Origin of the sequence: Brevibacillus porteri, assembly GCF_003013475.1 — a bacterium.
GTDB classification, from domain to species: domain Bacteria; phylum Bacillota; class Bacilli; order Brevibacillales; family Brevibacillaceae; genus Brevibacillus; species Brevibacillus porteri.
Window position 1 is genome coordinate 385,814 of sequence record NZ_PXZO01000002.1, and the last position, 12,525, is coordinate 398,338.

Sequence of the window (12,525 nt, forward strand, 5' to 3'; positions counted from 1 at the left end):
CCGCCATTATGTCCGTTTCTCAATTAAAAATCGAGGACTTGAGTCAGACCATCTACTACGCGTTTTACGTCAGGCAGCCATACATCTTCTGCTTGTGCAAACGGGTAAACGGTATCTGGTGCTGTAATACGCAGTACTGGTGCTTCGAGGTGCAGGATCGCACGCTCGTTGATTTGCGTGATGATTTCTGCCGCAACACCAGACGTTTTTTGTGCTTCTTGAACGACGATCGCACGGTTTGTTTTCTTCACAGAATCCACGATGGTATCGATATCGAGTGGGCTGATGGTGCGCAGGTCGATTACTTCTACTTTTGCTCCACGCGCTTTCTCGATTTCTTCTGCTGCTTTCAGGCTGGTATGCACCATCGCACCATAGGTGATGATGGTAACATCGCTACCTTCTTTTACTACGTTTGCTTTGCCGAGTGGAATCGTGTACTCGCCTTCTGGAACTTCTTGACGGAAGGAACGGTACAGCTTCATGTGCTCGAGGAATACAACTGGATCGTTGTCGCGAATCGCGGAGATCAACAGTCCTTTTGCATCATACGGGTTGGAAGGGATAACTACTTTCAGTCCCGGAGTTTGCATCATCAAGCCTTCCAAAGAGTCAGCATGCAACTCAGGCGTTTTCACACCGCCACCAAATGGGGAGCGGAATGTAACTGGGCTCGTGAAGCGACCGCCGGAACGATAACGCATACGAGTAGCTTGAGATGCAATAGCATCGAATGTTTCAAATACGAAACCAAAGAACTGAATTTCTGCTACTGGACGGAAGCCGTTTACGGAAAGACCAACAGCCAAACCGCCGATTCCGGACTCAGCGAGTGGCGTATCGAAAACGCGTTGCTCGCCGAACTCAGCTTGCAGACCTTCTGTTGCACGGAACACCCCGCCGTTGTTACCTACGTCTTCACCGAAGACAAGAACGGTTTCATCGCGCTTCAACTCTACGCGCATTGCATCCGTAATGGCTTGAACCATTGTCATTTGTGCCATGGCTTATTTCGACTCCTTCGCCAGGAATTCTGCCTTTTGCTCTTCGAGTGCAGGCGGCAGTGTCTCAAACATTACATCGATCAGTTCGCTAACTTTCATCTTAGGTGTTTCGTCCGCTTTTTTGATTGCGTCCGCAACAGCTGCTTTCGCTTCTTCGATTACAGCTTCTTCGTCTTTTTCGCTCCAGAGGCCTTTTGCTTCGAGGAACTTGCGGAAGCGGATCAGTGGATCGCGCAGTTCCCACTCGCTTTGCTCTTCACCTGTACGGTAACGAGTTGGGTCGTCACCAGCCATGGTATGAGGACCATAACGGTACGTCATTGCTTCGATCAGAGTCGCACCTTCGCCATTCACGCCGCGCTCTTTTGCTTGTTGAACCGCGTAGTAAACTGCGAGAATATCCATACCGTCAACGCGTTCGCTAGCAATACCAGCCGCAACTGCTTTGACTGCGATATTTTCAGAAGCCGTTTGTTTTTCGAACGGCAGAGAGATCGCATAACCGTTGTTTTGGGAGAAGAAGATAACAGGCAGCTTGTATACACCTGCAAAGTTCATCCCTTCGTAGAAGTCACCTTGGGAGGTCGCACCGTCACCAAAGTAGTTGATCGCAACTTTCTTTTCACCGCGCAGCTTGTAACCCATTGCAACACCTGTTGCTTGTGTACATTGAGCCGCGATGATGATTTGTGGCATCAATACGTTTACACCTTCAGGAATTTTGCCGCCCTCGATGTGTCCGCGGGAGTACAGGAATGCCTTGTGCATAGGGTAACCATGCCATACCATTTGTGGAATATCACGGTAGCTAGGCAGGACAAAGTCTTCTTTCGAAAGAGCACCCTCGGAACCGATCATGCTTGCTTCTTGACCAGCTACTGGTGCATAGAAACCAAGACGGCCTTGGCGATTCAAGCTAATTGCGCGTTGGTCCCATACACGGGTAAATACCATTTTACGCATCAGTTCACGTAATTCATCATCGGAGAGCTTAGGCATCAAGTCAGGACGAACAACCGTACCATCCGGGGCAAGAATTTGCAGCGGGGCGTTGTTCTCTGTTTGTTCAACAGCAGTGGATACGCTCATCACATTCACCTCGTCACTAGAATAAGGGACTTCCTTTTCCCGAGTTGCCCTTTGTCGACTTAATCTGAGCATCTGCTCGATGAGCGACGAGTACAATTCGCGGCGGAAGTGACCCTGATAAAAACCAGAAGAAAGTTGCCTGGTGCAAGAAAGGGCTTACAGCCCGTTTGCAACACCCTGTTATATTGCAGTCAAAATACCTGTTTAACGTGTTATAGTATTGATATTACAGGGTTTATTTCCTCTCTGTTATCATTTACTATATAAGCTGTATCAGTTTTTTTCAAGGCTTAGTTTTTCAATTGAGCAAACAGGGAGTGTGAATCGATGTCTGACTATGTAAAGCGAACCATAATGAAAGAAGAAGTGCCCAGCATCCACGTGGACACTCCCCGTTCGGTCAAAGTATACCTACCACCGGGGTACAATGAGCTTCTTTCTTACCCTGTTGTGTATTGCCAGGATGGGAACGACTTTTTTACGATGGGGCGAATCGCGACCATCTCCAATCAATTGATTCTGGAAGAAGGTATCGAACCCTACATCGTCGTCGGTGTCTCAGTCGATCGCAACAAGCGCACGAGCGAGTATTCTCCATCGGGGTCGAGAAACGCAGCTTATCAGCGTTTTTTCACTGAAGAGCTGATTCCTTACATAGAGGAGCATTATCCTGTACGCCGTGATCCTGCTTCACGTGTGCTGGCAGGAGACTCTTTAGGTGGAACCGTTTCTTTGCATCTCGCATTGGAAAACCCCGACCTCTTTCCACAGGTACTCGCGCTATCCGGGGCGTTTTTCCAAACGACACTCGACCCGCTTTTGAATCAGTCCAGCTTATCCTGGCTGCGAATCTGGATGGTCGTTGGCCTCGATGAGACAGCTGTGGAAACAAGTGCGGGTACCTTCGATTTCGTGCAATGGAATCGCGAGGCAAAACAGATTCTTGAGGACAAACAAGCTACCTTGTCCTACCGAGAAAAACCAGGGAATCACGTCTGGGGTTTGTGGCAAAAAGAGCTGCCTGACGCCTTGCGTTACTTCTTCCCCCCTCCCCGTCTGTAACCATTACGAGCCATTGATTTCTTTAATATCCTCGTACCCGTAGTAGCGGCCATCCACCAGGAAAATGCCTTGGTGGTTGGCTTTTTCAATTTCGCCCGCAACCTGATTGGCGTCGTTGAGGACGATGTTGACAATCTTGCTCTCGTCCCGTTTCATTTGATTGAGAATGCGTTCTCGCTCTTTAGCCGAGATCATATCCATCCCTCTTTTCCCCTATGTTGGATAGCTATAGTATTTCATTGGCGGGTCTGAATTACACACAAGCGAGTCAACCGAATGGAACCAAAAAAAGCCTTGCCGCTCTCCCATTTTCCGGACACGGCAAGACTTTGCTACGTCTTTATTTATTGTTCGATGGTTGTATATTTAAAATCTCTACCACCAAACGGGTTGATCAAAAATCCTTTGACCTTGTCATTTTTTATATAGGGTCTTGCGCCATAGTACACAGGGGCAATTGGCATTTCCTCCATTAAGATGGTCTCTGCCTCACGCATGATCGCATTACGCTTCGTCGGGTCTTTTTCCAAGTAACTCTGTACGATTAGCTCTCGGTATCTAGCATTTTCCCAAGCAGCATCGTTCGTCCCCACTGTTTTGTCCTTGAAAATTTCCAGGAAATTGATGGGGTCGTTAAAATCAGCACCCCAATTTCGGTAGGCAAACTGATAGTTTTTGGAGCGCTTGTTTTGTAAAAAAACTTTTTCCTCCAAGCCACTGATTTTCACATCAACACCTAGGCTTCTTTTCCATTGATCCTGAAGAGCTTCAGCCAGCTTTTTCTGACGATCATCACCTGATCCATATGTGTAAGTCACTTCTGGCATCGTCGAAAGCCCCAGCTCCTTTAACCCTTCCGCCAATAACTGTTTGGCTTTGTCTACATCCTCTTGAAAATAGTCATTTCCGCTGAGTTGCATAGAGGGCGGAACCCATGCAAAAGCGGCAGGCACCCCTGTCTGTACGATTCCGTCTACGAGAGGCTGCCGTTGGATGGAATACGAGAAGGCTTGTCGAATCTTTTTATTCGTAAAAGGGGGCATGGTTGTATTAAAGGTGACGGCAACTGTATTCGGATACGGCGCCATTACGATTTTTCCTTCATCCTGTAAAGCGGGGATCACATCGACGGGCAACACGTAGGTTGGATGCCCTCCCCAATCCAAATCACCAGAATCAAACAACGCTTGAGCGGTGTTGGTATCGGTAATCATGCTCCACACGATTTTGTCGAGCTTCACGGTATCTTTGTCATGATACTTCTCGTTTTTCACAAGAACCAATTTGTTTTTATGCTCCCACAGCTCCATTTTGAATGGGCCGTTGCCCACGTAGTTGTCTGGAGACGCTGCCCAATTCGGATGTGCCTCCAAGGTCTTTTTATGTAAAGGAAACAATGTCGGGAAAGCCGTCAGCTCGTAAAAAAACGGAGCTGGCGAATTGAGCTTGACCTCTAGTGTAAAATCGTCTAACGCTTTGACCCCTACGTCTTCATGCGATCCTTTCCCTGTGTTGAATTCCTCTGCTCCTTTAATGAAATAAAGCATGTAAGCATATTCGGATGCTGTCTTCGGATCGAGATTTCTTTTCCAGGCGAACTCAAAATCATGGGCGGTTACCGAATCTCCGTTGCTCCATAACGCATTCGCCTTCAATTTGAACGTGTACGTCGTCAAATCCTCGGATACCGTATAACTGTCGGCAATTGCGTTGGCTATTTTTCCATCCGGTCCATAGCGAGTTAATCCTTCAAAACAGGCAGTAATGACATCAAAGGAAGTGCCATCGGAAGCAAGTCCAGGATCTGCTGTCGGAGGCTCTCCACCGTCTGCATTCCAATTCAGTACCCTCTCTTTTCCTGTTGGCTGCGCTGGTTGAGATGCCTGATCATTCGGTTTGTTCGTTACCGCCGTTTCACTTGTACTACAGCCCGCTAAAACTTGAAGTAGCAAGAAGCAGCTCAAAACGAAGCTCATCCTCTTTCTCATTGAGACCATCCCCCTTGATTCCATTCGATTCCATACACCAGTAAACGCTATCGCTTTATCACACTACCATGATAACGCAAGTGTAGACGAAACAAATCAGACGGTATGGCGAAAAACAGAGCGCATATAGACTCTTATTTTGTACAAATTGTCTAACTATTTAGAATCAACTGTTGATACAAATAAAAAAGCCAGTCTTCCCTTCGACTGGCTACAAGCGGTTGAAACGATTACACCGTTTCCAATAATTGCTCAACTGCTTCCACAACGGTCTCGATATGTTGATCGCTAATGTGTCGATGCGTCGTAAAGCGAATGACGTACTCGTCAAAATCAACAGCGAGCACTCCTTTTTCCTCCAAACGCTCCAAGAAGGCGACAGCTGTTTGTCCAATCGAGTCTGTATTCACCAGCACGATATTCGTCTCGACTTGCTCGACCTGAAGCGATAGCTGGCGCAAGCCTTTTGCCAATTGCTGTGCCCGTTCATGGTCTTCTGCCAATCGTTCGGCCATCTGTGTCAGAGCGATAATGCCTGGTGCTGCCAAATACCCTGCCTGACGCAGCCCGCCTCCTACTTTTTTTCTCCACCATCTCGCTTCTTCGATAAACGCACGATCTCCAGCCAAAATGGAACCCACCGGAGCACTCAGCCCTTTGGACAAACAAATCTGAACGGTATCGGCAAAAGCGCTTAGCTCACTGACTGCAACACCTTGAGCCACAGCCGCATTGAAGAGACGAGCACCGTCCAAATGAACGGGAATACCGTGTTTTTGTGCTGTATCATAGACACTCTTCATTTGCGCAACAGAGATTACCGCCCCGCCAGCGCGATTATGCGTATTTTCGAGACAGATCAATTTTGTGCGAGGAAAATGGATATTGTTGCCCCGAATCGCCCTCTCTACATCTTCTGCACGTAGAGCACCACGTTCTCCAACCAGCGTCCTTGTTTGTACGCCAGCCAATGCCGACATAGCGCCGCCCTCATAGTAAAAAATGTGCGAATCCGCTTCCGCAATGACCTCGTCTCCGTTAACACAATGCGTCAAAACAGCGACCTGATTGCCTTGCGTGCCACTTGTTACGAACAGAGCAGCTTCCTTTCCGAGTATTTCAGCCGCGATCGCTTCTAAACGATTGACCGATGGGTCCTCTCTATAAACATCATCACCAACCTCCGCTTCCACCATTGCTCGAAGCATCTCCTCGGTTGGTTTCGTAACGGTATCGCTGCGCAAATCGATTTTCATAGATGACTCTCCTTCCACCGTATTGTCATTCTCTAGACATATCGTAACACTTTCAACATTGCATCCTGTTTTTCCTCTTGCTAAGATGGAGGGGTAACTTACATACAGTTAGGGGATTTGACCTGTGAAACTAAAAATCACTCGTAACGCTGCCAAGCAATTGGCTCCAATCATCGAGGCAGAAGAAGACAAAGAATTGAAACTGCGCGTTTATATTACTCACTCTCACGGTGATCATGCACACTACGGACTCGCTCTGGACAAGCCAACAGAAGAAGATGTTGTGATCTCGACCGACAAAGAGATCGATGTGATTGTGAAAAAGGATGAGCCATTGCTGGAAGGCATCATCATTGATTACCTTTTCTTGCCACAAGAAGGTTTTGTTATTACCAACCCTTCCAAAGGTAACACAGGCGACCACTAAGCATGATACAGATAAACCCTCTGCTTTTTTACAGGCAGAGGGTTTTCTTTGATGATGAGAATCTTATTCGTCAGTAGACATACTATACAGCGCTGTCGGTAAATCTTTCAGCAACGGTGAAGATACGTCATCAACCTGCGTCATAACAAGACGATGGACAGGACGTGTCATCGCGACATACAACAGTTTTGCGTCCCATTCATTATTTTGATAGGCGTCTACATCCAGTAGAATGACCACATCAAACTGCAAGCCTTTTGTTAAGAAAGCAGGCATGATGGTTACGCCACCCGGAAATTGGTTATCTTTCGTTCCTAACAGGGTTAAATCAGCTATTTTGTCTTGCAGGCCTTTATGTGCTTTTTTACTCGCTTGAATGGTTTTCGCTACGATCGCAATCGTTTTGAAGCCTTCCGCCTGGTAGGCTACCACACGCGAAGAGATGTCCTCCCACAGTTGCGCTCGTGAGCGAGCCTTGACCATGATTGGTTTTTCACCATGTCGCAAAACCGGTTTTGCCAATACCGTCTCGGGCAAATCAATTTGCCGCAACACTTCATTGGCACAGCGCATGATCTCAATGGTCGAACGATAGCTTTGTGACAACGTATAATAGGAAGGAAATAGCTGTGCAAAAATCCCCTTCGTCAACTCTTCCCAGGCATGAATCCCCCGGTAGCTATGAATACCTTGCGCAATATCTCCCACGATCGTTAGCGAGTTTCGCTTAGTTGCCAATGCAATGACGGCTATTTCTAACGCACTCAAGTCTTGTGCTTCATCCACGACCGTATGATCAAAATGCTCTGCCTTATTCATTCCTTCAACAATATGCTGCAAGTATAGCAATGGCGCGATATCTTCCGGCTCCAATCTCTCCTCTGCAAACAATGCAGCGCTAGACTGAGTCACATCACGGACAACTTCGTCTGAAATGTCAGCAGGTACGAGCTTGCGCAGCAATTCCTCGTCAGCAATCAACTCGCGATAAGCTGCGAAGATTTCCAGTCTCGGAAACGAAGTCAGGTACGTATCTAGTATCTGCTCCAGCATTTTCTCGAATTTGTACAAGCCTTCTTTGTCCAAATCGACTTTTCGCTCTCGCAAATGGGCAAACAATTGCTTGTTCATTTCTTGTTTCAAATGCTTGCGAAGCGCTTCTACCCGTCGATGATACGGCATATTGGCGAATTGCTCCAAGAAGCATTGGCGAATAAAATCACCCGGAATTGAAAATACTTGCTTCGTTTTGTTGTATAAAAAGCTGAGCTTCTTGAAAGGAATTCTTGTTTCGACGATATGCCGAATGTATTGCTCCAGGGCCTCCCGACAAGCGAGCGATCCTTTGAAGCGAAGCCTGTTTCGTGTCATTTCTTGCTGGCGCTCATCCTGCCCCTCTTCGAAGAACAATTGAAGAGGCTTATCAGGACTCACGATTCTCCATCCTTTTGGCAGCAGAGGCTTCAGAAGACGCGCTGCCCAATCTACAAAAGTAGACTGTTGAACATCATCGACTCCCAGCTCAGGCAAAACCTCGGATATATAGGTAAGAAACATCCGGTTAGGTGCAAAAACCATGAACTTTTTGGACATCATGGAATCCTGGTAGTTATAAATCAAATAGGAGAGTCGGTGCAGAGCAATCGTTGTTTTTCCGCTCCCCGCTACTCCTTGCACAACAATGGGCCGTTCTTTTTCCGCCCGGATAATATCATTTTGCTCGGATTGAATCGTAGCGACGATGTCTTTTAGCCTACTATCGTTTGCCTGATTCAGATTGGCTGCCAAGAATTCATCAATGAAGCCCTCTTGCAAAAATTCGTCGGGATGCCCCATCTCGCGGTTAATTGTTTCTTTTACCGCTCCATCATAGATGCCGACGATCTTTCCGTCTTCGATCGCAAAATTACGCTTTAGTCGAACTTCACCACGCACGATCTCGCGTCCCATCCGGTAAAACGCTTCTTTGCTCTCACCGGAATAATAAAGACTGGCGATAGGCGCGCGCCAATCCACGACGACAGAATCAAACGTATCGCTGCGTACAATTCCCCGTTTTCCTATGTAGACCTCATCCAGCTCGTAGATTTCATCTTTCAAGAAATCCACTCTGCCGAAATATGGCTTCTCTCGACCCTGATCTTCCAGGTAGCTCAATTCCTTAGCCTTTTTATAGTTAACAACCTGTTTGACATAATCATCTGTTGCCTCGCGAATATCATTGCGAAGCTGCTCCATTTCTTCGTCGATCGCTGAAATTGTTTCATCCAGCTTTTTTTGTTCCCATTCATAATCACGATGCTGTGTACTCACATTCATTCCCCCTCACATGTATCGTGTCATTGAACGACTCAGGACCATTGCCTGGCCAACCATATTCCAACCGCACAAGAAAGTAGACCGACTCCCAAACTAAGCAGAGCGTACAAAGTGCCACGTAACAGGTGGCCTTCTCCCCAAAAAGAGACTACTTCCAAGGAGAAGCTTGAGAAAGTCGTAAATCCTCCCATGACCCCCGTTGCAAATAAGAGGTAGAGTGTCGGAGATAAAAAGCCACGTTCTTTCCCCAGCACGAACAAGATGCCGATGATCAAAGATCCACAAACATTGGCGATCCAGGTTCCCCACGGCCATCCCGGCTGATTCGCGAGCAAAGACAATAGGTAGCGCAAAAGAGAGCCAACTGCTCCTCCAACCGCCACAGCTATCCACGCCATCGCTTTCCCTCCCTGGCTATCACAGCTTATGTATGTCACAGAAAAAGACACCCTAGCGTCAAGCGAGGATGTCTGTCGTATCAGTAATTGTTATCTTACTGTTTTGGCTTATTTTCTTCAAGGTCTTCCACATAACGGATGGAATCCAAATTTGCTCTCAATGAAAGCTTAACGGCGTCAATGTACTTTTGACGCAATGCTTTTTGTTCGAGCTTTTCCTCTTCGGTCAAACCTTCTTCGCGCGATTTTTTGACCAATTCGTTGATGCGTTTAATTTCTGCGTCAGATACCACTGCTGGTTCCTCCCACTCTGTAGTAGTGCCGCTTCATTATACCACATTCGAATGATCCCGCAAGACAGCCGAACACTTACGGAGTATCAGGAAGGATGAGAGTCTGACCTGGGTAAATCCTGTTGCTCTCTAAACCGTTCGCATCCTTAATTTCTATTATATAGTCCCGAACATCCATCTGATCTGTATTGTATTGAACAGCTAACGACCACAGGCTATCTCCAGATTGTACGGTTACTTCTATGCCTTGTGGCTCCTCCATTGGCGAAGAAGCAAACACTAGTTCGGTTAACAGGTAAAAAAAGAGAGTAAATGTAATAAGAAACAAGAGAGCTTGTCCTCTCGTGATACCAAAACGAACACGACGTTCTTCTTTTTTCTCGAAACGATTACGTACTGTCAATGAATTCATAATAATAGCCTCCTCACAAACATACGTTCTGATCACTTGTAGCCTCATAATAAATGAGAACATATGTTCATGTCAACAAATAATCGAACTTATGTTTGTCGAACGCAAGCTCCCATGGTATAATATAGGAAAATATGTTCGAGAAATCAGGGGTGTCTTTCTATGTCAAAATTATCGAGTAGACAACAAGCCATCATCGAGTTCATACGAAAGGAAGTTCGTGATAAAGGATATCCGCCATCTGTACGTGAAATTGGGGAGGCAGTTGGACTAGCTTCCAGTTCAACTGTACATGGGCATTTGGCACGCTTAGAGAAAAAAGGCCTCATTCGTCGAGATCCTACCAAACCTCGTGCCATCGAATTGCTATCAGATGAAGATCGTTTTCAAGACAATTTCGAAGACTCTGTCGTCCGTGTGCCAGTAATCGGAAAAGTAACCGCTGGACAACCGATTACTGCCATTGAGGATGTAGAAGAGTACTTCCCGCTTCCAGACAATATCGTGACTTCTGACAAGGTCTATATGCTGCGCGTCTCCGGGAACAGTATGATTGATGCCGGAATTCTCGACGGAGACTACGTCATTGTTCGCCAACAGCACGTAGCCAACAATGGTGACATCGTCGTAGCCATGACAGAAGAAGACGAAGCGACCGTTAAAAGATTTTTCAAAGAAAAGAATCACTTCCGTCTCCAACCGGAAAATGCCACGATGGAACCGATCATCCTGGAGCATGTCACTATTCTCGGTAAAGTCATCGGTGTTTATCGACTCATTCACTAGTTCCCACGTAAAAAAGGACAGCCGAGGCTGTCCTTTTTGTTTTCTGTCTATTATCTGGCGATAAAAAACCAGATGATCATCGTAACTTGCAAGATGACTTTTACGACTGCACTACCCAAAAATCCGATCAGTGAGCCTATGCCCGCTTTCACTGCTCTCTCCATCGACTGCTTCTGTACCATCAACTCTACGAGAACGACGAATACGAACGGCAAGATCAGCATACCAAACGGTGGGAAAACGAAAATCCCGAGGATAATACCGATCGCAGCAGCGATGGACGACCATTTGGACCCTCCGTACCTTTTTACGAAGTACATATTTGTCAGCAAGTCAGCACCGTAAAGCAGAATGCTTAGAACGACCATTCCCCACCAAAAGGATGCCGGCAATCCCGCTCCCGGATCTGCAATGAAAAAGTGATAGAGCAAAAAGCCCGCCCACAGTAATATCGTATCAGGTAAAACAGGTAAGAAAATTCCTGCGATGCTTAGCAAGAACAATAACACAACCACTACCCACAAAAATATTTCCATCTACTACACTCCCTTCATTTAGGTATACGAGTGATTATCGATTTCGTTGCGTACTTATTCACTTTTGTCTAAACTATTTTAAAAGAAAGCAGACATGGAGGTAGTCTCATGAGAAATTGGCATGATCTCTCCTACTTGGGCAGAGGGACGATTCGCCAAAAAGCAGCGTGGGAAGCGATTCAACAGACGAACATCATGGAAGTACTATCCGATTACCACCCAGTGCTTGCCGGAACCATCCCATTGGACATTGATGTTGTGCAAAGCGATCTGGATATTATTTGCGAGAGTCATGATCTGGAGCAGTTTGAGCAGGCTGTTCGTACAGCATTTGGCTGCTTGCCCGGATTTGAAGTGACACACTTAGATGTAAGTAGTACTCCCACGTGCGTTATCTCGTTTTTCACAGCTGGCTTTTGGTTTGAATTGTTTGCTCAACCGGTAGTTGTCGAAATGCAAAGCGCCTATCGTCATATGGACATCGAAGCACGATTGTTAGACATAGGAGGCTTGGATGCGTATAAACATATCAGGACTCTGAAGCAAAGCGACATCAAGACAGAGCCTGCATTTGCTCGATACTTTCATATCCCGGGTGATGATCCATACGAGGCTTTGTTGCAATTGGAGCCGTTAACAGACCAGGAATTACGACAAAGAGTTCAACTGCTGCGAAAGGATTAATCTTCGAGCAAAGAGCCAATCTCTACTGCTTGAATGTAGGCTTTTCATTTAATGTCTCGGTAAAGTATCGGTCCAGCTTATTAAACTTCAGGAAATAAAAATCCCGTATTCAATAATGGTCAAGACCCCGTTTAGCGGACATTGAAAAAAGCCCTAGGCAGCAAGTTGGCGTCGGTACTAAACCGGCGTCAGCTTGTTTAGTTTTCTCTGTGGACGAGCATGGTTGTAAAAGGGAATGAACTCCTCAATTCGCCTTTGTGCCTCGTCTAAA

14 protein-coding genes are annotated in these 12,525 nt (G+C 46.5%); 4 read left to right on the top strand and 10 right to left on the bottom strand.

Annotated features, from left to right (window positions below; genetic code table 11):
- Positions 1–23 precede the first annotated feature (23 nt).
- Together C7R92_RS03800 and pdhA are read right to left on the bottom strand one after the other, a co-directional pair.
- The gene (locus C7R92_RS03800) at positions 24–1,004 is read right to left on the bottom strand and encodes an alpha-ketoacid dehydrogenase subunit beta (RefSeq protein ID WP_047067643.1); all 981 of its coding nucleotides are present in this window, start codon (positions 1,002–1,004) and stop codon (positions 24–26) included.
- A gap of 3 nt (positions 1,005–1,007) precedes the next feature.
- The gene (gene pdhA / locus C7R92_RS03805) at positions 1,008–2,093 is read right to left on the bottom strand and encodes a pyruvate dehydrogenase (acetyl-transferring) E1 component subunit alpha (RefSeq protein ID WP_069844732.1); all 1,086 of its coding nucleotides are present in this window, start codon (positions 2,091–2,093) and stop codon (positions 1,008–1,010) included.
- 327 nt (positions 2,094–2,420) lie between these two features.
- On the opposite strand from pdhA, the gene C7R92_RS03810 reads away from it, so the two are divergent.
- Positions 2,421–3,155, top strand: a complete 735-nt coding sequence (locus tag C7R92_RS03810; RefSeq protein WP_017249161.1) for an alpha/beta hydrolase — start codon at positions 2,421–2,423, stop codon at positions 3,153–3,155.
- Positions 3,156–3,158: 3 nt separating this feature from the next.
- Here the strand turns inward: C7R92_RS03810 and C7R92_RS03815 are convergent, their stop codons facing one another.
- The 3 genes from C7R92_RS03815 to ltaE form a co-directional block, all read right to left on the bottom strand.
- Entirely contained in the window at positions 3,159–3,356 is a 198-nt protein-coding gene (locus C7R92_RS03815) for a hypothetical protein (RefSeq protein WP_015891590.1), read from the bottom strand.
- 143 nt (positions 3,357–3,499) lie between these two features.
- A complete protein-coding gene (locus tag C7R92_RS03820; protein WP_106833305.1) occupies positions 3,500–5,143 on the bottom strand; it encodes a peptide ABC transporter substrate-binding protein in 1,644 nt (547 codons plus the stop codon).
- Between the two features lie 230 nt (positions 5,144–5,373).
- Positions 5,374–6,399, bottom strand: coding sequence for a low-specificity L-threonine aldolase (ltaE, locus tag C7R92_RS03825; RefSeq protein ID WP_106833306.1), 1,026 nt, complete (start codon positions 6,397–6,399; stop codon positions 5,374–5,376).
- A gap of 124 nt (positions 6,400–6,523) precedes the next feature.
- Between ltaE and C7R92_RS03830 the strand changes: the two genes are divergently transcribed.
- Positions 6,524–6,826 (top strand): HesB/IscA family protein, encoded by a 303-nt coding sequence (locus C7R92_RS03830; RefSeq protein WP_106833307.1) that lies wholly within the window; start codon positions 6,524–6,526, stop codon positions 6,824–6,826.
- A gap of 63 nt (positions 6,827–6,889) precedes the next feature.
- On the opposite strand, the gene C7R92_RS03835 is transcribed toward C7R92_RS03830, so the two are convergent.
- The 4 genes from C7R92_RS03835 to yneA form a co-directional block, all read right to left on the bottom strand.
- A complete protein-coding gene (locus C7R92_RS03835) occupies positions 6,890–9,139 on the bottom strand; it encodes a HelD family protein (protein ID WP_106833308.1) in 2,250 nt (749 codons plus the stop codon).
- A 38-nt stretch (positions 9,140–9,177) separates the two neighbouring features.
- The gene (gene crcB, locus C7R92_RS03840) at positions 9,178–9,543 is read right to left on the bottom strand and encodes a fluoride efflux transporter CrcB (protein ID WP_017249166.1); all 366 of its coding nucleotides are present in this window, start codon (positions 9,541–9,543) and stop codon (positions 9,178–9,180) included.
- Positions 9,544–9,638: 95 nt separating this feature from the next.
- Positions 9,639–9,836: a DUF896 domain-containing protein gene (locus C7R92_RS03845; protein ID WP_007718933.1), complete on the bottom strand. Its 198-nt coding sequence runs from the start codon at positions 9,834–9,836 to the stop codon at positions 9,639–9,641.
- A gap of 76 nt (positions 9,837–9,912) precedes the next feature.
- Complete coding sequence (gene yneA, locus C7R92_RS03850) at positions 9,913–10,248, bottom strand: cell division suppressor protein YneA (RefSeq protein ID WP_017249167.1); 336 nt, start codon at positions 10,246–10,248, stop codon at positions 9,913–9,915.
- A 162-nt stretch (positions 10,249–10,410) separates the two neighbouring features.
- On the opposite strand from yneA, the gene lexA reads away from it, so the two are divergent.
- Positions 10,411–11,034: a transcriptional repressor LexA gene (gene lexA, locus C7R92_RS03855; protein ID WP_007718939.1), complete on the top strand. Its 624-nt coding sequence runs from the start codon at positions 10,411–10,413 to the stop codon at positions 11,032–11,034.
- Between the two features lie 50 nt (positions 11,035–11,084).
- Here the strand turns inward: lexA and C7R92_RS03860 are convergent, their stop codons facing one another.
- Positions 11,085–11,570 carry a DUF456 domain-containing protein gene (locus C7R92_RS03860; protein ID WP_106833309.1) on the bottom strand — a complete coding sequence of 162 codons (486 nt, stop codon included), beginning with the start codon at positions 11,568–11,570 and terminating at the stop codon, positions 11,085–11,087.
- Positions 11,571–11,678: 108 nt separating this feature from the next.
- On the opposite strand from C7R92_RS03860, the gene C7R92_RS03865 reads away from it, so the two are divergent.
- A complete protein-coding gene (locus tag C7R92_RS03865; RefSeq protein ID WP_106833310.1) occupies positions 11,679–12,254 on the top strand; it encodes a DUF4269 domain-containing protein in 576 nt (191 codons plus the stop codon).
- The last annotated feature ends 271 nt before the right edge of the window (positions 12,255–12,525 follow it).